At 59.1% G+C, this 25,823-nt stretch carries 23 protein-coding genes; 16 read left to right on the forward strand and 7 right to left on the reverse strand.

Features of this window, described 5'->3' with window-relative positions; genetic code table 11:
* On the forward strand, window positions 1-2,250 hold the full coding sequence (locus JQ604_RS41995) for a xanthine dehydrogenase family protein molybdopterin-binding subunit (protein ID WP_212352872.1): 2,250 nt from the start codon (window positions 1-3) through the stop codon (window positions 2,248-2,250).
* A gap of 125 nt (window positions 2,251-2,375) precedes the next feature.
* Window positions 2,376-2,852: a GFA family protein gene (locus JQ604_RS03070; protein ID WP_212352873.1), complete on the forward strand. Its 477-nt coding sequence runs from the start codon at window positions 2,376-2,378 to the stop codon at window positions 2,850-2,852.
* A gap of 243 nt (window positions 2,853-3,095) precedes the next feature.
* On the opposite strand, the gene JQ604_RS03075 is transcribed toward JQ604_RS03070, so the two are convergent.
* Entirely contained in the window at window positions 3,096-4,292 is a 1,197-nt protein-coding gene (locus tag JQ604_RS03075) for an acetyl-CoA C-acyltransferase (protein ID WP_212352874.1), read from the reverse strand.
* Between the two features lie 252 nt (window positions 4,293-4,544).
* Between JQ604_RS03075 and JQ604_RS03080 the strand changes: the two genes are divergently transcribed.
* The 4 genes from JQ604_RS03080 (at window position 4,545) to JQ604_RS03095 (ending at window position 9,751) form a co-directional block, all read left to right on the forward strand.
* Entirely contained in the window at window positions 4,545-5,336 is a 792-nt protein-coding gene (locus JQ604_RS03080) for a crotonase/enoyl-CoA hydratase family protein (protein WP_212352876.1), read from the forward strand.
* Between the two features lie 54 nt (window positions 5,337-5,390).
* On the forward strand, window positions 5,391-6,284 hold the full coding sequence (locus tag JQ604_RS03085) for an alpha/beta fold hydrolase (protein ID WP_212352884.1): 894 nt from the start codon (window positions 5,391-5,393) through the stop codon (window positions 6,282-6,284).
* A 304-nt stretch (window positions 6,285-6,588) separates the two neighbouring features.
* Complete coding sequence (locus JQ604_RS03090) at window positions 6,589-7,788, forward strand: ABC transporter substrate-binding protein (protein ID WP_212352886.1); 1,200 nt, start codon at window positions 6,589-6,591, stop codon at window positions 7,786-7,788.
* 157 nt (window positions 7,789-7,945) lie between these two features.
* Window positions 7,946-9,751: an AMP-binding protein gene (locus JQ604_RS03095; RefSeq protein WP_249157971.1), complete on the forward strand. Its 1,806-nt coding sequence runs from the start codon at window positions 7,946-7,948 to the stop codon at window positions 9,749-9,751.
* 103 nt (window positions 9,752-9,854) lie between these two features.
* On the opposite strand, the gene JQ604_RS03100 is transcribed toward JQ604_RS03095, so the two are convergent.
* Window positions 9,855-10,367, reverse strand: coding sequence for a winged helix-turn-helix transcriptional regulator (locus JQ604_RS03100; RefSeq protein ID WP_212352890.1), 513 nt, complete (start codon window positions 10,365-10,367; stop codon window positions 9,855-9,857).
* Between the two features lie 199 nt (window positions 10,368-10,566).
* Here JQ604_RS03100 and JQ604_RS03105 point away from each other — a divergent pair, with 199 nt between their 5' ends.
* The 6 genes from JQ604_RS03105 (at window position 10,567) to JQ604_RS03130 (ending at window position 16,784) form a co-directional block, all read left to right on the forward strand.
* Window positions 10,567-11,199 carry a 2-hydroxychromene-2-carboxylate isomerase gene (locus JQ604_RS03105; RefSeq protein WP_212352891.1) on the forward strand — a complete coding sequence of 211 codons (633 nt, stop codon included), beginning with the start codon at window positions 10,567-10,569 and terminating at the stop codon, window positions 11,197-11,199.
* 263 nt (window positions 11,200-11,462) lie between these two features.
* The gene (locus JQ604_RS03110; RefSeq protein WP_212353855.1) at window positions 11,463-12,200 is read left to right on the forward strand and encodes an SDR family oxidoreductase; all 738 of its coding nucleotides are present in this window, start codon (window positions 11,463-11,465) and stop codon (window positions 12,198-12,200) included.
* 12 nt (window positions 12,201-12,212) lie between these two features.
* A complete protein-coding gene (locus JQ604_RS03115; RefSeq protein ID WP_212352892.1) occupies window positions 12,213-13,394 on the forward strand; it encodes an acyl-CoA dehydrogenase family protein in 1,182 nt (393 codons plus the stop codon).
* Window positions 13,395-13,415: 21 nt separating this feature from the next.
* Window positions 13,416-14,546, forward strand: a complete 1,131-nt coding sequence (locus JQ604_RS03120; RefSeq protein ID WP_212352893.1) for an acyl-CoA dehydrogenase family protein — start codon at window positions 13,416-13,418, stop codon at window positions 14,544-14,546.
* Between the two features lie 15 nt (window positions 14,547-14,561).
* Complete coding sequence (locus tag JQ604_RS03125) at window positions 14,562-15,749, forward strand: acetyl-CoA C-acyltransferase (protein ID WP_212352894.1); 1,188 nt, start codon at window positions 14,562-14,564, stop codon at window positions 15,747-15,749.
* A gap of 21 nt (window positions 15,750-15,770) precedes the next feature.
* Window positions 15,771-16,784 carry an NAD(P)H-dependent flavin oxidoreductase gene (locus tag JQ604_RS03130; RefSeq protein WP_212352895.1) on the forward strand — a complete coding sequence of 338 codons (1,014 nt, stop codon included), beginning with the start codon at window positions 15,771-15,773 and terminating at the stop codon, window positions 16,782-16,784.
* A 181-nt stretch (window positions 16,785-16,965) separates the two neighbouring features.
* On the opposite strand, the gene JQ604_RS03135 is transcribed toward JQ604_RS03130, so the two are convergent.
* The 3 genes from JQ604_RS03135 to grxD all read right to left on the reverse strand — a co-directional run bounded on the left by JQ604_RS03135 (window position 16,966) and on the right by grxD (window position 18,769).
* Window positions 16,966-17,262, reverse strand: a complete 297-nt coding sequence (locus JQ604_RS03135; protein WP_212352896.1) for a YciI family protein — start codon at window positions 17,260-17,262, stop codon at window positions 16,966-16,968.
* A gap of 246 nt (window positions 17,263-17,508) precedes the next feature.
* The gene (locus JQ604_RS03140; protein ID WP_212352897.1) at window positions 17,509-18,411 is read right to left on the reverse strand and encodes an SDR family NAD(P)-dependent oxidoreductase; all 903 of its coding nucleotides are present in this window, start codon (window positions 18,409-18,411) and stop codon (window positions 17,509-17,511) included.
* Window positions 18,412-18,439: 28 nt separating this feature from the next.
* The gene (grxD, locus tag JQ604_RS03145) at window positions 18,440-18,769 is read right to left on the reverse strand and encodes a Grx4 family monothiol glutaredoxin (protein ID WP_212352899.1); all 330 of its coding nucleotides are present in this window, start codon (window positions 18,767-18,769) and stop codon (window positions 18,440-18,442) included.
* Between the two features lie 303 nt (window positions 18,770-19,072).
* Here grxD and JQ604_RS03150 point away from each other — a divergent pair, with 303 nt between their 5' ends.
* A complete protein-coding gene (locus tag JQ604_RS03150) occupies window positions 19,073-20,770 on the forward strand; it encodes a long-chain-fatty-acid--CoA ligase (RefSeq protein WP_212352901.1) in 1,698 nt (565 codons plus the stop codon).
* A gap of 323 nt (window positions 20,771-21,093) precedes the next feature.
* Window positions 21,094-21,447, forward strand: coding sequence for a winged helix-turn-helix transcriptional regulator (locus tag JQ604_RS42090; protein WP_433996225.1), 354 nt, complete (start codon window positions 21,094-21,096; stop codon window positions 21,445-21,447).
* Between the two features lie 513 nt (window positions 21,448-21,960).
* On the opposite strand, the gene JQ604_RS03160 is transcribed toward JQ604_RS42090, so the two are convergent.
* A complete protein-coding gene (locus tag JQ604_RS03160) occupies window positions 21,961-22,902 on the reverse strand; it encodes an alpha/beta fold hydrolase (protein WP_212352904.1) in 942 nt (313 codons plus the stop codon).
* 219 nt (window positions 22,903-23,121) lie between these two features.
* On the opposite strand from JQ604_RS03160, the gene JQ604_RS03165 reads away from it, so the two are divergent.
* Complete coding sequence (locus JQ604_RS03165; RefSeq protein WP_212352906.1) at window positions 23,122-23,790, forward strand: TetR/AcrR family transcriptional regulator; 669 nt, start codon at window positions 23,122-23,124, stop codon at window positions 23,788-23,790.
* Window positions 23,791-23,878: 88 nt separating this feature from the next.
* Here JQ604_RS03165 and JQ604_RS03170 read toward each other — a convergent pair whose 3' ends face one another.
* Window positions 23,879-24,811 carry a LysR substrate-binding domain-containing protein gene (locus JQ604_RS03170; RefSeq protein ID WP_212352908.1) on the reverse strand — a complete coding sequence of 311 codons (933 nt, stop codon included), beginning with the start codon at window positions 24,809-24,811 and terminating at the stop codon, window positions 23,879-23,881.
* A 186-nt stretch (window positions 24,812-24,997) separates the two neighbouring features.
* On the opposite strand from JQ604_RS03170, the gene JQ604_RS03175 reads away from it, so the two are divergent.
* Window positions 24,998-25,819 (forward strand): class II aldolase/adducin family protein, encoded by an 822-nt coding sequence (locus tag JQ604_RS03175; protein WP_212352910.1) that lies wholly within the window; start codon window positions 24,998-25,000, stop codon window positions 25,817-25,819.
* Window positions 25,820-25,823: the final 4 nt, after the last annotated feature.

The raw sequence follows: 25,823 nt of genomic DNA on the forward strand, positions 1-25,823 counted from the left end.
GTGGCGCGGCTCAAGACAATTGCAAGACGCACGTTCCTAATCGGCTCCGCTGCGATCGCCGGTGGCGTCGCCTTCGGCTATTACCGATTGCGCCAGGATCCTCCCAATCCGCTGCTCAAGGGTCTCAAGGCCGGGGAAGCCGCGATCACTCCCTACGTCCGCGTCGACGCAAAGGGCGTTACGCTCATCACTCCGCGCGCCGACAAGGGCCAAGGCTCGTATTCCATCCAGGCTCATCTGATTGCCGAAGAGCTCGACGTGGATCCGCACAAGGTTCGCCTCGATCCCGGTCCACCAAGTCCGGCCTACTTCAACAGCCGGGTGATGGACGACAGCCTGCCGTTCTCTACCATCGACGATGGCATGATGGCGCGCGGGGCGCGGGGAGGGGGCGAAGTGTTGAGCCGCGTTCTCGGTATGCAGATCACGGGGGGCTCGTCCACTGTACCCGACGGCTATCAAAAACTCCGCATGGCGGGCGCGGTCGCGCGCGAGACTTTGAAGGAGGCGGCGGCCAGAAGGTCGGGGGTGTCACGGTCGCAATTGAAGACCAAGGATGGTCAGGTGATCTTGCCCGATGGCAAGTCCCTCACTTACGCGGAACTAGCCGTTGAGGCAGCGCAGCTTGCACCGGTTACGGATGTCACGCTCCGGCCGGAACAGGAGTGGCGCTACATCGGCAAGAAGATGCGCCGGATCGATATCGTCGCCAAGTCCACAGGTACTCAACAGTACGGCATCGATATTCGTCCGGACCGGATCGTGTACGCCACCCTCCGCACCAACCCCGGCATGGGAGGCACGATCAAGCGATATGATGCCTCCAGCGCGGAGAAGATGAGAGGCGTCAAAAAGATCGTCCCGATCAAGGATGGTGTGGGCGTGATCGCCGATAATACCTGGAGAGCCTTTCAAGCTGCGGCCGCTATCAAGATCGAATGGAACGATCCTCCTTATCCGGCCGACTCGGCTGGAATGTGGAAGGTGCTGGAGAATTCATTCTCCAAAGACCAGCAGGACAGCCGGCTTCGCAATGACGGAGACGTCGACAAGGCGTTGGCTGGCTCGTCCAAGCCGATTGAGGCGGAGTATCGGACTCCATATCTGGCCCACGCGCCGCTCGAGCCCATGAATGCGGTCGTACTCTACACGAAAGAGCGGCTCGACATCTGGACGGGAACGCAGATCCCGGTCTTCCTTCAGGGGCATGCGGCAAAGCTGACGCGACTGCCGGAAGAGAAGATCTACGTGCACGCTCAGCCGATGGGCGGCAGCTTTGGGGCACGACTCGACGACACCTATGCGTTGCAGGCCATCGAACTCGCGATGGCCATGGAAGGCGTCCCAGTCAAGATGATCTGGAGCCGTGAAGAGAACATGGCGCACGACTATCCGCGCCCCATTCAGCTCTCGCGCGCAAAAGGGACGGTTCGCGATGGCATGGTCGAGAGCATGAGCATCGATGTGGCTGGCCAATCGATGGGAGCCTCCTGGTTTAACCGGTTGCAAGCGCCCGTTCCTCCCGGGCCCGATACTTCCAGCGTCAACGGCATCTGGGATCAACCTTTCGCCATACCGAACTTCCGCGTGACGGGCTATCGGGCGAAGGAAATGGTGCCAGTCAGCCCGTGGCGATCCGTTGGAGCCTCCGGCAATGGCTTCCACCATGCTTCCTTCCTGGACGAATTGATCCATGCCGCGGGTGCGGATCCGATGGCCGAACTCATTCGTCTCTGCAATCATGAGCCTTCCAAGAAAGTACTGCATGCCCTGCAAGAAATTTCCGATTGGAAAGGCTCGCGTATTGGCGACCAGCGAGCTCGCGGCGTAGCGTTGATACTGGCCTTCGGCGTGCCAATGGCTCAAATCGTCGAGGTGAGCGACACTCCTCAGGGTATCAAAATCGATAAGGTATTTGCCGTTTGCGATGTAGGGCGCGTTCTGGATCCGGTCAATTTCGAAGCGCAGATGCGGGGGGGCATCATCTGGGCCTTGGGCCATGCCATGAACTGCGAGCTGACCTACGAAAACTTTGCGCCGATCCAGACCAACTTTCATCTATTCGAGGCCATGAGATTCCATCAGGTGCCGCAAATCGTCGTCAAGGGATTGGAGCTTGGGGGTGACGTGCGTGGAATCGGCGAACCGCCAGTCCCACCGGCCGCACCTGCTCTCGCCAACGCAATTTTCGCTCTTACTGGAAAGCGCGTGCGCGAACTGCCACTAAACAAGAGCGTCACGTTCGCGTGACACCCCAATTCATGAGCGAGTCTGGGCGTCGGCCACCAGCGCGCCCCGAGGGGGCGTGCACGGTGGGTTATCACCGCTATAGATCGCGCTTAGCCCCATTGTCGTAAGCACGTTAAGGAGTTCCCATGCACCTCACGGGAGGATGTGCCTGTCAAAGCATCCGCTACGAATGCACCGAGGCACCGATCGTGCAGTTGCTTTGTCACTGCCGCGCCTGCCAATACGCAACTGGGAGCGCATTTGCAGCGATCATGATGGTGGCCGCCGATAAATTCAGCTTCCTCAAAGATGAGCCATCTTGTCACGAGGTCATTGGCGGTACCGGGCGCAAATTTCGCCGTGGCTTCTGTCCAAAGTGCGGCAGTCCTGTGACCTTGCATTGGACGGAAGTGCCGACCGTTCAGATGATTCAAGTTGGCAGTCTCGATGATCCATCTCGATTTGAACCACAGACTGAGATTTGGCTTTCGAGCGGCTATTCTTGGCACTCCACCAATCCGCAAGCGGAGAAGTTCAAAAAGGGTACAATAACCATCCTGGATCGCCTCGATGCTTATTTCGCAATCCGCGGGCGTGCTGAATGGTGGAATGACAGAGTATGACCCCGGCCGGGAGGGATAAATGTCCTAACGAAGGCTGGTTCCGCATCGTGGCGAGCCAAGCCGTTGTGTCAGTAGGATGGTAAGGAGTCGAAGGTGCTCTGTCTAGGGCCGGCGTTGGAAGCGGCGACGGACAATGCAGTGTTCTAAAGCGACGGTTGCGACTTCCTGCGCTGCTCGGTCTCGCGGTTGCGCGATACGATCGCAACGCTCCCGCATCATTGACTTGGCGACGGATTCCCGGCCTCAGCGTACCAGACGCTCCACCGCGATCGCGGTCGCTTCGCCGCCGCCGATGCAGAGCGCTGCGACACCGCGCTTGAGGTTCTGTGCCTCGAGCGCATGCAGCAGCGTCACGATCAGCCGTGCGCCGGTGGCGCCGATGGGATGGCCGAGCGCGCAGGCCCCGCCATTGATGTTCAGCTTGTCCCGGGGAATGCCGAGATCGCGCTGCGCCGCCATCGCCACCACGGCGAAGGCCTCGTTGATCTCGAACAGATCGACATCGCCGGCGCTCCAGCCGACCTTGTCGAGCAGCTTGCGGATCGCCGGGATCGGGGCCGTCGTGAACCACTGCGGCTCCTGGCTATGGGTGGCGTGGCCCTTGATCTCGGCGATGGCGGGCAAGCCGTTACGATCCGCGAGCGAGCGCTTGGTCAGCACGAGCGCAGCAGCGCCGTCGGCATTGGCGGAGGAGGCCGCCGGCGTGATGGCGCCGTTGGCGCGGAACACCGGCTTCAGGCCCGGGATCTTGGCGGGATCGACCTTCAGCGGATGCTCGTCATTGGCGATGACGCGGGGCCCCGCCTTCTCGGTCAGCGTGATTGGCGCGATCTCAGCCTTGAACGCTCCGCCCTCGACCGCCTTACGGGCGCGGCTCAGCGTCTCCATCGCATAGGCGTCCTGGTCCTTGCGGGTGAACTGGTAGGCTTCTGAGGTCGCCTCCCCGAAATCGCCCATGGAGCGGCCGGTCTCGTAGGCGTCCTCGAGACCGTCCATCATCATGTGGTCGATAATGCGATCGTGGCCGGCGCGATAGCCGCCGCGTGCCTTCGCCAGCAGATATGGCGCGTTGCTCATGCTCTCCATGCCGCCGGAGACGACGATTTCGGCCGAGCCGGCGCGAATGATGTCGTGGGCCAGCATGGTCGCCTTCATGCCGGAACCGCAGACCTTGTTGACGGTAGTGGCGCCGGTGGCGTCCGGCAGGCCCGCACTACGCGCCGCCTGGCGCGCCGGTGCCTGGCCCTGGCCGGCCGCGAGCACGCAGCCCATGAAGACCTCGTCGACCTTCTCCGGGGCGAGCTTCGCGCGTTCCAGCGCCGCATTGATCACATGCGATCCGAGCTTGTGCGCGGCCAGCGCCGACAGTTCGCCCATGAAGCGGCCAAGCGGGGTGCGGGCAGCGGAGAGGATGACGACGGGATCGGCGATTTCGGCCATGAAGATGCTCCTCGCTACTCAATGTTGACTGACGGTCATCATATGATGTGTCGAACGAATTGCAATGCACCTGTCCTCGGCGCTCTCAACACCTCTTAAGGCTGCATGCGCCCCCTCCGGCGGCGGCATTTCACCCTTGAATAGGGTCGGCACAAGATTGATGTGGCCCGCTTGGGAAGCGCACTGTCAACTCGTCAGAAAGAACGCGGCCTTGGCGACGAGGTCGGAGTTTGCCGCGTCTGGAGGAGACAAATGAGCGATCAAAAGCGCCCATCGGGCCGGATCCGCACAGAAGTGCATGGTCGCATCCTCAAGATCATCATCGACAATCCAGCGAAGAAGAACTCGTTCACACCCGCCATGATGGTGGAAATGTCGAATGCCATGACGCTGCTGGACAGAAACGACGATTATTGGGCGGGCGTCGTTTGCGCAGAAGGAGCCGACTTCACGTCAGGTCTCGACATGCCCAAGTTCTTCGGCCCGAACGCCGAGAAAATTGATACTTCGCCGAGCAACATCGATGCATTTGCGCTCAAGGGGCGATGCTGCAAGCCGATCGTGACAGCAGTGCAGGGCATCGTCTATACGATCGGCATCGAAATGATGCTCGCCGGAGATATCGTTGTCGCAGCTTCGGACAGCAGGTTCTGCCAGATGGAGGCAAAGCGTGGAATTGCGCCTCTCGGCGGCGCTCACTTCCGATTCCTGACGCGCGCAGGTTGGGGCGACGCAATGTATCACCTCTTCCTCTGCGACGAGTTCGATGCTGAGCGGGCGCATGCGATTGGCCTCGTGCAGGAAGTTGTCAAGCCTGGAAGCCAGATCGATCGGGCCATGGACCTGGCACAGATGATCGCGAAGAATGCACCCCTAGGAGTACAGGTCACAAAACGAGCCGCATTGAAGTATGTCGAAGCGGCCGAGCGAGATGCGATCGACTACATCCCGAAGATCAAGGACCGCGTCCTCGGTAGCGAGGATATGATGGAAGGCATCCAATCCTTCATCGAACGTCGTCCAGCCGTTTTCCGCGGAAAATAATAAGCGCGGGCGAGGGAGGTTGAAAAGCCCTTTAGAACAAGTTGCAGCGCAACGATGATCGATGCTCGTGAGACTTTCGGTGGAACTTGGCCTTTTCAACCTCACTTCTTCGAAGGAGGCGGTTTCCGGATGCATTATGTCGACGAGGGAAGTGGCGATCCTATCGTCTGCCTGCACGGTGAGCCGACGTGGGGCTATCTCTATCGTCGCTTTATCCCGCCGCTCGCGGCTTCACATAGGGTGATCGTTCCCGACCATATGGGTTTCGGCAAGAGCGAGACGCCTCCAGATCGGGAGTATTCGCTGAGAGCGCACGTCGAGAACTTCACCAAATTGGTTGAAGCGCTCGATCTTACGAACATCACGCTCGTGATCCAGGACTGGGGCGGGCTGATCGGTTCAGCGTTCGCGCTACGCAATCCCGATCGCATCAAGCGGCTGTTTTTGCTCAATACAGTTACTGGCTACGGCAATGTTTCTCCGGGGCTGACGCCGTGGTTGCAGTTCGTCCTCAATCATCACAGGGCTGGAACGCTCTCGGAAGTGCTCGGGCACCTGGACGTCAACATCCTCAGCGTCATGAAGACTCAAGGCCTGGAGAATCTCTCCGTCGTCAATGCCGATTGGCTTGCGGCCTACGGGTCACCATTTACGACAAAGCAAGAGTGCCTTGGAGCGATCGCTTTTCCGCTCGATGCTCTTCTCGGCGTAATCCGGCCGTACCTCGAGGAGGGCTGTCCTCTCATTGACAATCTGAAGTCCAAGCCGGCCATGCTCGCAGTCGGGATAAAGGACCGCGCCATCGCGCCGCACACGCAGATCGCTGATTTCAGCGCGATTTGGCCGGGGAGGCCGATCATAAAAATCCCGAACGCGGGACACTTTAGTCAGGAAGACGCGCCCGATACCGTGATTGCGCTGATCGAGCTCTTCATTGCCAGTACCTGACGACTTGCTCAAGTGTCGGCCGTTCAGTTCTAGGCAGTAAGTTCGATTATAGAAGTAACTTGCTGGCTCGGTGCGTGGCGGCATCGCGGCCAGATTGACCCACGAATCAGCTTCAGGAGATCGTGTCGCAGATGCCAAATCACAGGAATGCTTGACGAGTTCTAAAAAAGAACGGTATATGTTCGGTCAGACCTCAAGCCGTCACTTGGTCGGCGCTGATCCGGCGACCGGCAGGCGAGCGTGCAAAGTAGAAGGTCAAGCAACACACTGGCGTGCCCCGACAGGCGCGTGGGGAGGACGATCGATGATAGCGAAATGGAAAATCGCGATAGCTCTAGCTGTGCTCTTGGGCAGCCCCGCGTCCGCGGCGGAAGAGCCCGGCATTTCCGAAACTGAAATCAAGATCGGAGGGGTTTTCCCCTTCAGCGGACCGGCGTCGTCGATCGGACTCGTGGGCAAGGGCCTTATCGCCTATATCCAATCCCTGAACGACCGTGGCGGCGTAAACGGCCGCAAGATCAACTACATCGCCTACGATGACTCATACAGTCCGCCCAAGGCGGTGGAGCACGTGCGCAAGCTGGTCGAGAGCGACGAAGTGTCTTTCGTGTTCGGCCAACTCGGTACGCCCGGCATCTCGGCCACGGCCAAGTATCTCAGGGCGAAAGGGGTACCCAGCCTCGCAATCGTCAGCGGCTCATCCAAGTTCACGGACGTCGCGAACTATCCGCTGACGACGACTGGTCTCGTCAGTTACGATACCGAAGGGAAGATCTACGCCAAGTACCTGACCAAGGCGCTTCCCAACGCAAAGTACGCGATTCTCTACCAGAACGACGACCTCGGTAAGGACTACGTCAACGCCTTCAAGACATATCTCGGGGTCGAGTACGATCGAAAGGTCGTGACCGCCTCATACGAGGTAACCGAACCGACGATCGACTCCCAGATCACGAATCTCAAAAGTTCGGGCGCCGAGGCTCTCGTGATCGCTGGGACACCGAAGTTTGCAGCGCAGGCGATCAGGCAAGCCTCGGTGATCGGATGGAAGGCGACCATCATCATCAACTTTCCTTCTGCATCTGTTGGTGGCACGCTCGCGCCGGCCGGTCTCGACAAGTCGGTTGGCGTGATCGCCGGCACAACCTACAAAGACGTCGGAGACGAGACGTGGAAGAACGATCCCGGCATGCAAGCCTTTAAGAGCTTCTTCGAGAAGTATCTGTCCGGCGCCGACATCACCAACGGAAGTTATTTGGTCGGATACCAGCAGGGAATTCTGCTCGAGCAGATACTCAAGCAATGCGGCAACGACCTGTCCCGCAAGAATATCCTGGCGCAGGCAAAGAACCTCAGGAACGTCATAGTCCCCGTCGCATTGCCAGGAATCGACGTCAACACTAGCGAAAACTCGAACATGATGTGGACGCAAATGCGGCTGCAGCGCTGGACCGGAACGACCTATCAGTTGTTTGGCGACGTGCTTGACGCGAAGTCCGATTAGTCGATCGCGCAGAACATTGGAAAACGGCGCGTGATTGGATGCGCCGCCGACCTCCTAAGCCAAGTCGTCCGTACGAGACCGCAAGATTGTCGGCAAATCAGAAGCCTAATCACACCCGAGTGTGCGGGACGGCGCTACTGCCATGGGATCTTCTTCAATGTCAATGAACGCACCTGTATTCGCACCCAAAGAGGTCTCTCTGCAGCGTCGGAGCGACGGTACGCTTATCTTGAGCTCGCCGATCGAGCTGGGGGAGTGCGACTGGCGTATCACTGACTTCCTGCCGAGATGGGCGAAAGCCGCACCCAACCGCATTTTCTTGGCTCAACGCAATCCAGCCGGCGGATGGGACGAGATCACATATAGCCAGGCCTGGTCCCTGGTCCAGGCGGTTGGTCAAAGCCTGATCGAAATAGATGCGAAGCCTTCAGACAGCCTCGCCATCCTCTCCGGAAATTCCATAGAGAACGCGGTGATGTCTTTCGCCGCAATGTCCATCGGCATGGTTTCTGCACCAATCTCGCCGAACTACACGTTGATGCCCGGAGGCCTAGCACGGCTGAAGGATATCGCAGAGGTGCTGCGTCCGAAGTTCGTGTTCGTTCAAAATGGACGCGATTTCTCGGCTGCCCGATCCATTCCGGAACTGAAAGCCGCAAGCTGGATCAGCGTCGACGGTGCTCCCGAAACGGTGCGCTATTCCGACCTAACTGAGAAGAGGAGCAGCTATGAAGGCTTCGAGCGCGCGTCCCGCTCTGCATCTTGCGATTCCGTCGCGAAGGTCCTCTTCACGTCGGGCTCGACGGGCCTCCCCAAGGGTGTCCTGAATACTCACCGCATGATGGCGAGCGCTCTACAAATGGGCAGCTTGCTGGTAGCCCCGTCCGAAGCGCCTGTCCAGGTCGAGTGGATGCCATGGCATCACACCATGGGAAGCAACGTAATCCTCCACGGCATACTCAAGAATGGCGGGACGCTCTACATCGACGACGGCCGGCCGTTGCCGCAGCTCTTTCACAAGACGCTCCTCAATCTCCAGGAGGTTTCACCGACCGCGATGTTCAACGTGCCGGCCGGATATAATTTCCTTTGCGACGCGATCGAGAAAGATTCCGAGCTTGGCGCGCATATTTTGAAGCGGCTGGATAGGATAAGTTACGCCGGCGCAGCCATCTCGCAGAACACGCTCGAGCGCCTATATCGGTTGACGTCATCGATCACCGGCCGACGAATTCCTGTCATGTCCGGCTATGGTACGACGGAAACCGCTCCAACGATCAGTACGACCCATTGGGCTACCGATCGACCCGGGGAAATCGGCCTACCGGCGCCCGGTTTGCAGCTCAAGCTGCTTCCCGTTTCCGATACCTACGAGGTGCGGGTCAAAGGTCCCAACGTCACGCCGGGTTATCTCGGTCGGCCGGATTTGACGGAGCAAGCCTTCGACGAAGAAGGCTTCTATCGCATCGGTGACACAGTGTCGTTCATGGACCCCGAGAAACCGGAATCGGGACTTCGCTTTACGGGTAGGATTTCGGAAAACTTCAAGCTCGCGAACGGGACCTGGGTATCGATCGGGAGCATGCGCGCCGCGATCTTGGCAGCTACCCGCGGCGTGCTAACGGATGTGGTGATTGCGGGCGAAAACAGAGAATACTGCGGTTTGCTTTGCTGGCTGAACCCGACGGAGGCGGCGCGGATCTCTTCGCAGCCGTCTTCCGACCTGGCCAGCGATCCCGTCGTCGTGCAGTTCCTCAAGGACCGGCTTCAAGAATACAACCGGACGGTTGGCAGCAGCGAAAATGCTCATTCGTTCCTACTGCTCAAGGAGCCGCCGTCGATTGCCGCCGGAGAAATCACCGACAAGGCATACGTCAATCAACGCGCCGTCTTGAAGTGCCGGTCGGACCAGGTCGAAACTCTCTACTGCTCCACTCCGACCCCAGGCGTGATCCGGGTTTGAGCCCTCACTCATCGAGCACCGAACCGGTGGGCATGGAGGCTGATCGCAGTGAAGCGGTCGGCTCCTCGGCAGCCGCCTGGCGGGCTCCATAGGACAGGGGCGATCAGGCTGCTTTGCGGCGCGCTTTGGGTTTTGGGGCCGGTGCTTCCTTTTGCGCGAGGGGGCGGCTGGCACCCGGGCCAGGATGCGTATGGACCTCTTTGGCCAAAACCGGCTCGCCACACTCGGAGCAAACCATGACGGGGTCGAAGTCCTTACCGCAATTGCGATGCTGATGCAGAAGCGGCCGGCCGCGTACATCGACCATGTGAGTGTCGCCCCAATGGACGATCGCCATCATAATCGGATAGAGATCGAGGCCTTTCTGGGTCAGGATGTACTCGTGACGCTTCGGCGATTCCTGGTAGGGGACTCGGCGGAGAATGCCTTGCCGGACAAGCTTCTTCAGCCGTTCGGCAAGCAGATGCCGCGTGATACCCAGCGCGGACTGGAATCCCTCGAAGCGGCGGGTACGCAGGAAGCATTCGCGCAGGATAAGCAGCGTCCATCGGTCGCCGATGACTCCGATAGTTCTGGCCATCGAACATGGCTCTTCCTCAAGTTCTTTCCACTTCATCCACGGTCTCCAATAACTCCAGCATTCTCCTACGAATCTGCGGAGAAGCGACAAGTCATACCATTCTAGATAGGTACTGATCCCCAAACAATAGCTCCCCGGCAAAATCGACCAAATCGCCGCAGTATCAGTTTGACAGTTCAAAAAAAGAACTGTAAATCTTTCTCACAATCTTCGAATTTGTCCGGAGGAGGCCGATATGACCCCGAAAGTAGAGTTCCTGTTCGATTTCGGTAGCCCGAACGCCTATTTGGCCGAGGTCGCGATCCCAAGCATCGAACAGCGCACCGGGGTGAAATTCGAGTACGTCCCGATCCTTCTTGGCGGCATCTACAAGGCCACCGGAAACATGTCGCCCTTCGATTCTCTGCGTGGAATCAAGAACAAGCCGGAGTACCAGGCGCTCGAGACGCAGCGGTTTATTCGCCGCCATAACGTGACGAAATTTCGCACGAACCTCTTCTTCCCGGTCAATACCCTCATGTTGATGCGCTGTGCGGTTGCTGCGCAGTTCGAGGGGGTATTCGAGTCCTATTTCCGGGCGGCCTATCATCATATGTGGGAAGAGCCGAAGAAGATGGATGACCCTGAGGTTTTCCGGAGCGCGTTCATCTCTTCGGGCATCGATATCGATCGCGTGGCAAAGCGCGCACAGGATGACGACGTGAAGAAGAAGCTCATCGAGCTGACGAACGACGCTGTGAGCCGGGGCGCGTTCGGCTCGCCGACTTTCTTCGTCGGCAAGGAAATGTTCTTCGGAAAGGACCAGTTGCGGGACGTGGAGGAGTCCATTGTCGAACAATCCGCCGGGGCTATATCCAAGGCTAAGTGATATTTGGATCGAAGTCTGGCGATCATGAATGAGATTCGCCGCTGACCGTGCTCGGCAGTCAGGCTGGTATTCCAGTTACAGTTTGAGGTCGGAGCGTTGCTCGCGTTGCGACCTCGAAGCGCCAACGTCAAATATCAATTGACGAGTTCTAAAAAAGAACGCTATGTACTTTCCATGATGCCGAGAGCGCGTCGATGACGTGGTTCGGCGGGCTCACGGCAAATAGTTCGCGAGCGACGTATAACCTCACAGGGAGCACGCCCGTGCAGAAAAGAAACGCAACCGCTGCTGTCATCGGCGCCGGCGATTTCATCGGCGGCGAGATCGCCAAGAAATTTGCAGCAGAAGGCTTCACGGTCTTCGCCGGCCGTCGCAACGGCGAAAAGCTGGCTCCACTCGTCAAGGACATCGAGGCAGCCGGCGGAGAGATCCACGCCCGTTCGCTCGACGCTCGCAAGGAAGACGAGATCGTCTCCTTCCTGAATGATGCAGACAAGCACGCGCCGCTGGAAGTCTGCATCTTCAACATCGGTGCGAACGTCAACTTCCCAATTCTCGAAACCACTGAGCGCGTTTTCCGCAAGGTCTGGGAAATGGCCTGCTATTCCGGCTTCCTGGCCGGCCGTGAGGCGGCTCGGCTAATGGTGCCGCGCGGGGCTGGCAATATCTTCTTTACTGGAGCGACCGCCTCACTCCGCGGCGGCAGCGGTTATGCCGCCTTTGCGAGCGCCAAATTTGGTCTTCGCGCGGTCGCGCAAGCAATGGCCCGCGAGCTTGGCCCGAAGAATATCCACGTCGCGCATCTGATCATCGATTCCGGCGTGGATACCGAATGGGTTCGGCAGCGGCGGCTGGAGGCGCTCGGGCCCAACGCGCTGGATGATCCGGATGCGTTGATGCCGCCGTCCTCCGTCGCCGCATCCTATTGGCAGCTCTATCAGCAGCCGAAAAGCGCATGGACGTTCGAGCTGGAGATTCGTCCCTTCGGCGAGAAGTGGTGAGGAGCAAATAGGATGGAGCTGGCGCTTTCTCCTGAAGATGCAGCATTTCGTGACGAGGTGCGCGCCTTCATCGCGGAAAACTATCCGGCGGAAATGCGCGTTCCGAACCCGGAGACCGACCTGACGAAAGAGCAATCGCTGCTCTGGCATCGCATTCTGCACAAGAAGGGTTGGATCGCGCCTCTCTGGCCCAAGGAGTACGGCGGGCCCGGCTGGTCGATCACCCGCCGCTTCATCTTCGAACAGGAGACCAGCCGCGCCGGCACGCTGCCGCCATTGGCATTCAGCGTCACCATGGTCGGTCCGGTGATCTATACGTTCGGCAATGAGGCCCAGAAGAAGAAGTTTCTTCCGCGTATTCTGTCGGGCGAAGACTGGTGGTGCCAGGGCTATTCCGAGCCGGGCTCCGGCTCGGACCTCGCAACCGTCCGTACCAAGGCCGTGCGCGACGGCGATCACTATATCGTCAATGGCCACAAGACGTGGACCACACTCGCTCAGCACGCGGACTGGATCTTCTGCTTGGTGCGGACCGATCCGAATGCGAAGCCACAATCCGGCATCTCCTTCCTGCTGATCGACATGAAGTCGCCGGGCGTCACCGTGCGGCCGATCATCACCATCGACGGGAGCCACGAGGTCAACGACGTTTTTCTGGAGAACGTTCGTGTCCCAGCCGAAAACCTGATCGGCGAGGAAAACAAGGGGTGGACCTACGCCAAGTTCCTTCTCGGCAACGAACGAACCAGCATGGCCGGCATCGGTCGGTCAACGCGCTACATCAACAAACTGAAGCAAATCGTTGAAGCCGAGGTCCCGTCCGACGATCCGATGCATCTCGACTTCCAGCGCGAGATCGCCCTCGTCGAACTCGACGTACTGGCGCTCGAGGCGACCGAGCTGCGTGTCGTGGCTCAGATGGCGCGCGGCATCGATCCTGGACCGGCCGCATCGTTGTTCAAGATCCGCGGCACCGAGATTTTCCAGAGGATCACCGAATTGACCCATCGCGCGATCGGCAGTTGCGGGCTCGCGCTTCGGGAGCAGCCGGTCAGCGCCAATCACTTCATGCCCGGTCACGAGTACGGGCACACAGCTGCGGAAAAGTACCTGAACTCTCGCAAGCTCAGCATCTACGGCGGGTCGAACGAGATTCAGCGCAACATCATCGCAAAAGCTGTGCTTGGTCTCTAGCCAGAGTATCGAGAGGGTCGGATGGACATTCAGTTTACGGAAGAGCAGGAACTGCTGCGATCCAGCATCCAGCGCCTGCTGCGCGATCAGTATGATTTTGAGGCGCGCCGCAAGATAGTCGCCGACGAACAAGGTTTTAGTCACAGGCAATGGGCGGCGTTTGCCGAACTCGGCCTGCTGGCTGCACCGTTCGCGGAAGATGCGGGTGGTCTCGGCGGCGGCCCGCTGTCGACCATGATCATCGCGCATGAATTCGGGCGCCATCTCGTCGTCGAGCCGTTCGTCGAAACGGTGGTGCTGGCCGGCGGCCTGATCGAACGACTAGGCGATACCGTGCAGAAGCAAGCCTTCATCCCCGACATCGTCGACGGCAAGAAGATATGGACGCTGGCCTGGACAGAGAAGGGTGGCCGGTTCGATCTCGCAGACGTGACGACGACCGCGCGACGTGAGAGCGATGACTATGTCCTGAGCGGCGGAAAGACGGCGGTGATTGCGGCGCCCTGGGCCGATTACCTTGTCGTTTCCGCGCGCACCTCGGGGAGCCGAAAGGACCACGGTGGCGTCAGTCTGTTTGTGGTCGACCGCCGCGCCGCCGGCGTTGATCTGCAGAGCTTCAAAACGATCGACGGCCGTCGCGCCGCCGAGATCAGTCTGCGCAATGTCCGCGGACAGTTGCTTGGCAAGGAAGGCGAGGGCTTAGCAGCGCTGGAGGCGTGCCGCGATCGCGCCATCGGTGCGCTCTGCGCAGAAGCGGTCGGCGCCATGGGAGAGCTGAATTCCGCCACACTGGAATACTCGAAGACGCGCAAGCAGTTCGGTACCACCATCGGTTCATTCCAGGTGCTGCAGCACCGGATGGTCGACATGTTCATCGCCCATCAGGAGGCGCTCTCCCTGATGCAGCATCTCAATCTCAGCATCAGCGGCGGAGAAGCCGGGCTCTCGCGGCTCGCTTCCGGCGCCAAGACGAAGATCGGCTATGCGGCCAAGTTCGTCGCCGACCAGGCTGTGCAGCTGCATGGCGGCATGGGCATGACCGACGAGCTCAATGTCGGCCACTATTTCAAGCGCATCTCTTCCATCAACATCCAGTTCGGCGACCCCGCGTTCCACGTCCTACGCTATGCACGCTTTGGCGCGGCCGCGTGAGAAAAGAGGCAAAATATGACGACTGAAGCAGTAATCATTTCGACCGCGCGTACCGCCGTCGGCAAAGCCTACCGTGGATCCCTCAACAACACGGAGGGGCCGACCATGGCCGGTCACGTCATGGCCGAGGCGGTGAAGCGCGCCGGCATCGCGCCGGGCGAGGTCGAAGACGTGGTGATGGGCTGCGCCATGCAGCAAGGCACCATGGTGATGAACGTGGCCCGTAAGGGGGCGATCCGCGCGGGCATGCCGGTGACTGTCGCCGGGACGACGATTGATCGGCAATGCGCCTCAGGCCTGCAGGCGATCGCCGTGGCGGCACGTTCCGTGATGCTTGATGGCGTTGACATCGCGATCGGCGGCGGCATCGAATCGATCAGCCTGGTGCAGAACGAGCACATGAACAAGTTTCACATGGTCGACGATGAATTGATGGCCATGAAGCCGGACATATACATGTCGATGCTCGAGACCGCAGAGACCGTCGCCGAGCGCTACAAGATCGGCCGCGACAAGCAGGATGAATACAGCCTCGAGAGCCAGCGCCGTGTCGGAGCTGCTCTGCAGAGCGGCCGGTTCGACGAGGAGATCGTTCCGATCACGACGAAAATGGCGCTCGTCAACAAGGAGACCAAGCAGGTCTCCTATGAACAGGTGACCCTCACCAAGGATGAGGGCCCGCGTCCCGATACGACCGCCGAAGGCCTCGCCAAGATCAAGCCGGTGTTCGAGGGCAAAACCATCAGCGCAGGCAATGCGAGCCAGCTTTCGGACGGTGCTTCGGCATGCGTGATCATGAGCGATAAGATCGCGGCCAAGAAGGGGCTCAAACCGCTCGGTATCTTCCGGGGCTTCGTTGCCGCGGGCGTCGAGCCGGACGAGATGGGAATTGGCCCGGTCGTGGCGATCCCCCGCCTGCTGAAGCGTCACAATCTGAAGATCGACGACATCGATCTCTGGGAGCTCAACGAGGCTTATGCCGTTCAGGTGATCTATTGCCGCGACAAGCTCGGCATCGACCCGAACAAGCTCAACGTCAATGGAGGCTCGATTGCGATGGGGCACCCCTATGGCATGACCGGCGCGCGCCTCACTGGCCACCTTCTGATCGAGGGACGGCGCCGAAAGGCAAAGTACGGCGTCGTAACCATGTGCATCGGTGGCGGCATGGGCGCGGCGGGCCTTTTCGAAATCATCCATTGAACGGAACTGCGGGAGATCATCGTGAAGACAGCGATTACTGAACTGTTCGGTATCGAACATCCGATTATTCAGGGCGGGATGCACTACGTCGGGTTCGCCGAACTCGCAGCAGCCGTGTCGAACGCCGGCGGCCTCGGCCTCATTACCGGCCTGACCCAGAAGACGCCCGAGCTGCTCGCCAAGGAGATCGCGCGCTGTCGCGACATGACGGACAAGCCGTTCGGCGTCAATCTCACCTTCCTGCCGAGCTTCACCGCGCCGCCCTATCCCGAGTATATCGCCGCGATCAAGGAAGGTGGCGTCAAGGCGGTCGAGACTGCTGGCCGTAGCCCGGAAGAGTACATGCCGGCGCTGAAGGCCGCCGGCATCAAGGTGATCCACAAATGCACCTCGGTGCGGCATTCGCTGAAGGCCGAGAAGATCGGCTGCGACGCGGTCAGTGTCGATGGCTTCGAGTGCGGCGGTCATCCCGGTGAGGACGACATTCCCAATATGATCCTGCTGCCTCGTGCGGCCGATGAGCTCAAGATCCCGTTCGTCGCGTCGGGCGGCATGGCGGATGCGCGCAGCCTCGTCGCGGCTCTTTCCATGGGGGCGGCGGGCATGAACATGGGCACCCGCTTCGTCGCCACCAAGGAGGCGCCCGTCCACGACAACGTGAAGCAAGCACTGGTCAAGGCGACCGAGCTCGACACCGTTCTCGTCATGCGCGCGCTGCGCAACACCGAGCGCGTGTTGAAGAACAAGGGCGTCACCGAGCTGATCGAGATCGAGCGCGAGAAGGGCGCGAGCCTGAAGATCGAGGATATTCTCGACCAGGTTGCCGGCGTTTACCCGAAGGTGATGTTGGAGGGCGCCATGGATGCTGGCGCCTGGAGCTGCGGCATGGTGGTCGGGCTGATCAACGATATTCCGACCGTCAAGGAGTTGATCGATCGCATCATGGATGGCGCCGAACGCATCATCCGGCAGCGGCTGACGGGCTTCCTCGACGGTGTGAGCGCGGGTTCCGTCCCGGCACGCGCGATCGCCTGACGCTTCTGAGGAAGTAAAGGGTTAGATTAGATGGACGGGACGCTCAATATCGTGAGCGTCCTGTCACCCTTTATCTTGTTCCATGTTCTTCCGTCACGCCGACCGCTGAAAGACGTGCAAGCCTGAGAGACAAACTCCGGATGCGCGGGGCACTTGACCCTAGAGATGACGGACGCGGAGTTTACCCCCGAACCGCCAAATGACGCATCGGATAGTGCTCGTAGTGGCCGGCGCCGTTCTTCACGATGGGATCCTGCGCGGTAATCGCTTCGATGCTCTCATCGTCGGCGACCTGGTAGAGCGACACGCCATAGCCGCCATTCGGATCCATAACTGGACCGTGCGCGACGACTATTCCTTTGGCGAGCAGATCGTCCAAGAAAGCTCCATGCTGCTTCATCCACTTTGCTTCGTCGGCCGTCATCGTCGTCAGAAAATCGGCGCGCGGCGGAATGAATTTACAGAGGTAAGCCTTCATGTCGGGCTCCAAGCCAAAGATTGGCGACGTCCTTCGATGTGTGGATAGTTACCAGGACCTGCGGCCGAATTGGGCATTGTCGCTATCAAGCAGCAAGTCGCTCTCGTTAGATATACATAACTTCCCGATTGGACCAGCCCAACACAAGTCTCTTGCATCGGGACCTGTCATATCGGTGCTGTTCAATCCATCGGTGGACCGGCCGCAAGGATATCATTCAAAGGCGTTTGCGATCTCAGCCGCCTCCTAACCCTTCGTCGAATAAAAGTCCGCGTGGCGCAGAACGAAATCGTAAACGGTAAGCGGTGGCTTGCCCGTGATCATTTCGACATCCGATGTCAATCTGTCGTATCGATTCTGCTGTTTGAGGAGAGCCATCGTCGCCAGATGGGAAAGCGCATGGGGAGGCAATTTTCCGCTGTCCTCCAACTGCTTGCGCCAAGGCTCCCAGGGAACGTTGACATAAGTGATCGGGCTTCCCAGGGCCCTGGAGAACTCTTCGGCAACTCCGTTCATGTCCTGTGACTTGGGCCCGGTCAGTTCATAGATCTTGCCGATATGCGGGGCTGGATCTTCGAGGATGGTTGCGATCACCCGCGCAACGTCTTCACTTGCGATCGGCGACGTCTTCCCGTTTCCGAAAGGCAGACGAATTTGCCCATGATCGCGGATGGAGATCGCGGAAAGTCGAAGGAAGAAGGTGTCCAGGAATGCCGTGGGGCGGACATGTACGACCGGTAGGCCGGACCAATTCAATGCCTGTTCCGCGAGCCAGTGCAGCTTTTGCTGTGGGCTGTCGGTGGTCGAATTAATGCTCATCTGCGATACGGTCATCTGAGAGATGTTCACGAACGCACTGACCTTGTGGTGTTTCGCGACGGCCGCGGCGTTCACGGTCGCCTCCAGATATGAAGGTGAAACGGCCATACCAAAGTAGACCCGCTCGCAACCTTCGATCGCTCGATGCATCGCATGCAGGTCGAGAAGATCGCCAACGACGATCTCAACCCCCAAATTAGCCAGCTTGGCCGATCGAGCGTCCTCACTGCGGACGAGGGCTCGTACTTTCGAGCCCCTTTCGGCCAGCAGCTTGCAGGCAACATGGCCAATGGTTCCGGCGGCGCCGGTGATCAAGATGGGGGACTGCATGGGTACTCCTCGTGTTGCTGCGGCAAGCTCAGGACGAGTGCGCAACTCGATGTTCCAACGACAGCAATTGTTGCAATTCGCCGGACTGGAACATTTCCGTGACGATGTCACAGCCGCCAACGAATTCGCCGCGCACGTAGAGTTGCGGAATCGTTGGCCAGTCCGAATACGCCTTGATTCCCTGCCGCAACTCATCGGACTGGTAGATGTCGTGCGATTTGTACGTAGCGCCCAGATGATCGAGGATACGAACAACCTGCGCCGAGAATCCGCAGGCCGGCGAACTCGGCGATCCCTTCATGAATAGCACGATATCGTTCGCATTGACCTCGCTGCTTATGAACTCCGCGATCGTCATCCGTCTTCTCCTGCCGTCTGCCCGTCCAAAATCGATATAATCTGGGGAGAACGAAAAGCGCGCCGGCGACATGCGCTTTACGATCAACGTGTGTGGTCAGCCTGGAGTGATCTCTCGCGAATCCGGCTAAGCCTCCCGAAACGACCAAGGGATGTCACTTTAGTTTTAATAGAAAGTCAATATCAAAAAGGAACTATGGTATTGCGGTTTCGGCGCTAATATCGTCGCTCGGACAACCGAGGCGTGGCGCACATGGCGGACAGGTCGAGGCTGCAAAGGCAGTCCCTACAGGGAGGAGTAAACGTGGACCGTTTTTGGCTGGGGAATTATCCTGTCGGAGTTCCGGCGGATATCGACGCTGATCAATTTCCGTCATTGATCGAGATGTTCGAAGAGAGCTTTGCGAAATTTGGAGATCGTAAAGCGGCGATCTGCATGGACAAGGCAATCACCTACCGCGAGCTCGACGAGATGTCGGCTGCAATCGGGGCTTACCTGCAGAGCAAAGGCCTGGCGAAGGGGAGTCGGGTTGCTGTGATGATGCCGAACGTCCTCCAAAATCCGATCGCTGGCGTGGCAGCCTTGCGTGCAGGCTGCGCGGTCGTAAACGTGAATCCTCTCTACACGCCTCGAGAACTCGAGCATCAGTTGAACGATTCGGGCGCGGAGGCGATTTTCATCCTAGAGAACTTTGCTGCGACCTTGGAGAAGGTGCTGCCAAGAACGAACGTAAGGCACATCGTCATCTGTTCGATGGGAGAGTTGCTCGGTCCGAAGGGTCTTTTCGTAAACTTTGTCGTTCGCAAGGTGAAGAAGATGGTCCCTGCCTATGCGCTGCCGAACTCCGTCTCGTTCAACGCGGCACTGTCGGCGGGTCGAATGACGAAGCTGAGGAGACCTGATATCGGTCCGCACGACGTTGCGTTCCTGCAATACACAGGAGGCACCACCGGCGTCTCGAAAGGAGCGACCTTGCTCCATCACAATATGGTGGCCAACGTTCTTCAGATTTGCGCCTGGAGCGAGCCTGCCTTCCGCAGCGTTCCCGCAAGACAGGCTTTGCTGACGGTTTGCGCGCTGCCGCTGTATCATATCTTCGCGCTTACCGTTTGCTTCTTGTTCTCCGTGCGAGTCGGCGGCGTCAATCTTCTGATCGTAAACCCGCGGGACATCGATGGCTTCGTCAAGGAGCTCCGCAAATACAAGATTCACAGTTTCCCGGCCGTCAACACGCTGTTCAACGGGCTCCTGCGGCATCCCGACTTCAAGAACGTGGATTTTTCACAGTTGCGGATGGCAATCGGCGGAGGAATGGCAACGCAAAAGGCTGTCGCGGACAAGTGGCTTGCGGTGACTGGCTGTGTCCTTTCCGAAGGCTACGGGCTTTCCGAGACCTCACCGACGCTGACGGCCACGTTGCCGACCATGACGGAGTTCTCCGGCACGATCGGTTTGCCGCTTCCATCGACCTATATCTCGATCCGTGACGACGACGGAAACGAGGTCCCGATCGGTGAAGCCGGCGAGATCTGCGGAAAAGGACCTCAGGTGATGTCCGGCTACTGGAATAGGCCCGATGAGACCGTCCGGGTAATGACTCCTGACGGGTTCTTCCGAACCGGTGACATCGGCGTCATGTCGGTCGACGGATTCACCAAGATCGTGGACCGTAAGAAGGATATGATCATCGTTTCCGGCTTCAACGTGTATCCGAGCGAGGTGGAAGCGGTGATATCGAGCCACGCGGGGGTGCTGGAGTGTGCCGCAATCGGCGTGCCGGACGTGAAATCGACCGAGGCGGTGAAAGTTTTTGTTGTTCGTGCCGACCCCCAGCTGACGGCGGAGGAACTCGTCAGATTTGCCGGGACCCAGTTGACAGCATACAAGGTACCGAAGCTGATCGAGTTCAGGTCTGAACTGCCGAAGAGCAATGTCGGGAAGATCTTGCGCCGCGAGCTGAGGGATGAAGTGCAGGTCAGCGGCGGGCCGCAGATTTCATAACAGCACGCGCGAAGAATCGCACGGGGACAAAGAGGACGAACAATCGTTGGGCGCGGTCGGGATCGCAAGCCCCTGGCCCGCGACGTTGGAGCTGCAGCCGTGCCTGCGAGCCTAATCATGCGAGGTGGGGCCCGCAGATCATGGCACTCGGCGCAGTTTCAATTCCGGTAATATTGACTATATTTGGACAAGTTAAGGATTCTGGGACCTCATTTTGGATGGCAAGAAAGAGCCTCGACGTAACTTGTCCGGTAGCCCGAACGCTCGACATCGTCGGCGCGCGGTGGACGCTGCTCATCATCAGGGACTTGCTTCCCGGCACCATGCGCTTTCAGGATCTTCAGGAGCGTCTGCCCCGCATGGCTCCCAATGTGCTCTCCGATCGCTTGAAGGTACTTGAGGAACACGGCCTCGTACGCCGCGAATTTTATAGCGATCATCCTCCCAGGGCTGCCTATACCCTGACAGATCCGGGTCGCGAGCTCGGCGTCATCGTGTTGGCTCTCGGTCGATGGGGCCTGCGGCACCTCGGCGGGAAATTGAGCCCCGGTCTGCAGCACGATGAGTGCTTTCGTCACCTGCAGCAGGCCTCCCAGGCCTTGATCCGCCGTCCGGTGCAACGCGTGAAATCCGCTGGCAAGTCGGCGGCGAAGACACCGAGAGGCGCAAGGGATTAAGGCGCCAGCCACCGTGCGAGTCGCCCGGGATGTAACTTCAGAAAGAATTCGTCGCGGTCAGGCTTTACCGCCGGCGTCGAGGAGCCGGGGCGATCGCTCCAAAGACCATCTGAAGCTCTTCGGAGCGCGTCCGAGCAGATGTTCGAGCTCGCCGGTGACGGCCTCATACCGTCCAGTCGCGGCCAGGTCGCATCGGTGCAATAGGGGTTCAAGCTCATGCTGAAGTAGACCCGGCGGCAGCCCTCCAGGGGCTGCCGGAACATCAGCGACGTTGAGCATCTCCCACAAACACGTTGGCGCCCAGCTGCCGAAGAGCTTGCGCCCTCGTCGTCCTTATGTAGGAAGGGCACGCACCGGATACTTCTTCTCGATGAGCAAATTGATCATCGTTTTGCTGATGGAGCCAACGTCTCCGCCGGCGCCGGTAACTTTGGACATCGACGCTTCCTTTTGGAGGATGTGACTGGGCGTTCTTTGAACCGAAAGGCAGGCGCGCGCGGCCCCTTGAGGCCATCAGCTCCTGAGAAAAGGCAGAATGTGGCCCAAAACCACCTCGGGTTTTTCAAGATGCAGGAAATGGCCGACACCGGGCATGACGACGCGTTCGAAGCCTTTCGTGAATGCTGCAGCCATGTCTTCGCTAAGCCGCGCCGACATGCAGCCGTCGTCCTCCCCGTGCAGATAGAGGGTTGGGACAGCGATCGGGCCGTTCGCGCGAGCTTCGAGGGCCTGGGCTTCCGCTTCGGGGGCCGGGGTAAACAATTGCCTGTAGTAGGCGAGCGTCTGGGGCACGACTCCAGGCTGTCTGAACGTGTCGATCAACGCCGTGCGATCCGAAGCCGGCATCTTGTAGCCGGGCGACCACTCCCGCCAAAGCCGATCGAGGAAGGCGAAGTCGTTGAGCTGAACGGCCGGCTCGGCAAAACGCGTATGGAAGAAGAACATGTACCAGCTTCGTCGCTGTTGATCACCGTCGGCCACGAACGCCTGCGGCAAGCCTTTCCCATAGGGGACCGCTAACCCTACAAGCTTGTGGATCCGCGACGCATCGAGACTTGCGGCGGAGTAGGCCGCCCGTGCTCCGAAATCGTGACCGATGACATAGGCCTGTTCGAAGCCCAAGGCTTCGATAAGGGCGAGGACGTCCTGCCCAATCGCAGCGGCCCGGTAGGATCCGTCGGGCGCAGCGCCCCCGGCCCAAAATCCGCGCAGCGCCGGAGCAACGGCCCGATATCCCTCCCGCGCGAGACGGCCCAAGACGTAAACCCAGCTTTGCGAATGATCTGGAAATCCGTGCAGGCATAGCACCAGTGGCCCATCGCCGGCTTCGAGGACCGGAAACTCCAGCCCGTTGGCCCGAACAACTCGCTTGCGGATTTCCGCCGGCTCAAACTTCTGGCCCGTTTGCACCGGAGCACCGGGGCGGTCGGGCCAAGGTGCAGCAGTCTTTGTCATGGTCAGGCCTCGCGAAATATGAATGATATCTATCATCCAGAGCTGGAGGTACGTAATTCAGTATTGAATAGGCATGGCAGCAGGTTTGCCGTATTGGGCTGTATCGGCTTGATTTACAATGAGCTGGAGTCGCGATTGGACCGGTGATGGCCCACACGGGCGCGGGAGTCTTGGCCGCAAATGATCGATTGGCCAGTCGCTCGTTGATGGCGAGACATTATGCGATACGAGAAAGGTCATAGAGCCGGAACGTCGGCTCGTATCGTTGAGCGCGCTTCGGCTCATATCCGCGAGCGGGGAATCGAAAGCATTAAGGTCGCAGGGCTCATGAAGTCTGCCGGTCTGACGCACGGCGGCTTCTATCTCCATTTCAAATCTCGTCGTGATCTGATCGAAAGAGCTTTCGCCCGGGCCATGGACGGATCGGTGCAGCAATGGCGGAAGGCGGCCGATCGCTCGAATCCCGGCGAACGTCTTTTGAGCATCGTCGACTACTACCTCACGGACCGACACCGTGACGATATCGCAAACGGTTGCGCGCTTCCCGCGCTTGGTGCCGAGGTCACGCGGGCCGGCGTAGGCATCAAAAGGGCTTTTTCAAGTGGCCTGAGAGAGATGATCGACGTTCTGTCGGAGGACGTGAACGGACCATCGAAGCGAGAAGCGATAGCCATTGTGTCCGAGATCGTGGGTGCCTTGCTGTTGGCACGGGCGGTGGATCAACCGGAACTCTCCTCGGAGATAATGAGCGTAGCTCGCGAATACGTCCTGGGCAAAGAGGTGCAGGTCCTCGGAACCGCGAAGGGGCAGGGTAAAGCCTCGGCACGAACTAAGAGCCCGAATGCGAAGAGGCCGCTGAAGCGCGAGAAATCGAAGCATCTGGCGTGAAGAAGATCCACAAGGCCTGTGTTGCGGAGTCGGCGAATTCGGCACTGTGCAAATACGCCGGGTAGACTTGGACAGAACTCGCTTTAGATTAAACGCCCAGCTTCCGTGAATCAGTCTCCAATGCCTTGGCCACGGCCTTCAGCCATTTGTGGACAGCTTTGATTTTTTCGGACGAGCCGTCGACCTTCCGATGAGTGAAGTAGAAGTCCCTCAGCGCTATGCCTTTCGAGCCCCATTGCGCCATGACTGTAAGGGCGCCGCTGCTTACCAGCGGTGCGACCAAGGGAAAAGGCGCCAGTACTACGCCAATCGAGGACCTGGCCATCTGTATCGCCGTCAAGAGGCTGTCGCCGACTAGGTCCGGTTCCTTGGTAGCGACTTGCGGTTCGTACTCCTCGAACCATCTTCGCCAAAGGTCTGGCGCCGTAGCGAACTTTATCAATGGCAGCTTCGTCAGATCTTCCGGATGTTGGATTGGGGCGAAGCGATCCAAGAGCTTCGGGTCCACGCATGGGGCGGCCCGGGATCTAAGCAGCCTATGGTAGGTCAGAGTGCCGAACGGGGGCTCGCCGAATTGGACTGCGGCGTCGATATTGTCTCTCTCGAAATCGACCAGCGTATTCTTGGCCTCAAGCCTGAGATCGAGTCCCGGATTATCAATACGGAATTTCTCAAGGTAGGGCAGCGCCGCAAACATCGCGAATGTCGGCGTCACGCTGACACGGACAATAGGGCCGCGCTTTTGATCTTCCAGGAGGTCGCCGGCGCGAAAAAGTTCGTCGAAGGAGCTAAGCACAGCGCTGGCATAAATCGCGCCGCTTTCGGTGAATTCGATGCTCCGGCCGCTGCGCCGGACGAGTTGAACGCCAAAGTGCCCCTCCAGCGTACGAATTTGGTGGCTGATCGCAGAAGGCGTGAGGTTCAGGCTTTCCGAAGCAAGCTTAACGCTGCCTGACCGCGCGAGAGCCTCGAACGCACGAAGGCTTGCCAAAGGAGGAAGGGCTGATTGGGTTTTCGACATTTCTGCAGTGAGCCAGATTCAACGATCCACAATCGATTTCAATTGTCTTTGCGCTGCTTGCTGCCAGTCTAGTAGCAGCAGCGGATACCCGATAGCTGAACCTAAACCCTTATCAGCGCGGCGTCGAACAATTCCCGTCACTGTGCCGCGGACCTTGCGCGGTATATTGAATACGAAGGCAACACGATGAACGAGCATCACCTGCAGGACCAACACGCTGGAGCCGTAACGAAGATGCGTGCGGGGCTGCCACAGCCTCCCGTCTTCAAGACACTGGCTGAAGAGAGGCAGCACAGGAAGGAGCGACTGGCTGCGGGACTGAGGCTCTTTGCGAAGTTCGGTTTCGACGAGGGGGTCGCGGGCCACATCACCGTGCGTGACCCGGAGTTCACTGACACGTTCTGGGTGAATGGCTTCGGGATGAGCTTCGCTTTGATAAAGGCGTCGGATCTCATTCGGGTCAATCACAAAGGCGACGTCGTCGAGGGCGATCAACCGGTCAATGCGGCTGCTTTCGCGATTCACGCAAGTGTTCATGCGGCTCGTCCCGATTCGATCGGTGCGGCGCATTCACACTCAACGTATGGCCGGGCGTTCTCAACGTTGGCGCGGAAACTGGAGCCGATCACGCAGGACGCCTGCGCGTTCTACAACGACCATGCTCTCTACGAAGATTACGGTGGCGTGGCAGTCGAAGTGGACGAAGGCCAGCAAATCGCCAAGGCGCTGGGGTCGCACAAGGCGGCTATCTTGCAGAACCATGGATTGTTGACCGTGGGACAGAGCGTGGATGAGGCGGTCTGGTGGTTCATCACGATGGAGCGGTCGTGCCAGGTTCAGCTGCTGGCCGAGGCGGCGGCGGCGCGAACCGGCCAGGCTCTCAAGGTCATTCCCGAAGCATCAGCAAAACAGGCTTTCGCCATCCTCGGTGCTCCAAGGACAGGGTGGTTTCAATTCCAGACCCTGTATTCGAAGATCGTAAAAGAACAGCCGGATCTGCTCAACTGAGATG

This window comes from Bradyrhizobium jicamae (assembly GCF_018130695.1).
In the GTDB taxonomy this organism is placed as follows: domain Bacteria; phylum Pseudomonadota; class Alphaproteobacteria; order Rhizobiales; family Xanthobacteraceae; genus Bradyrhizobium; species Bradyrhizobium jicamae_B.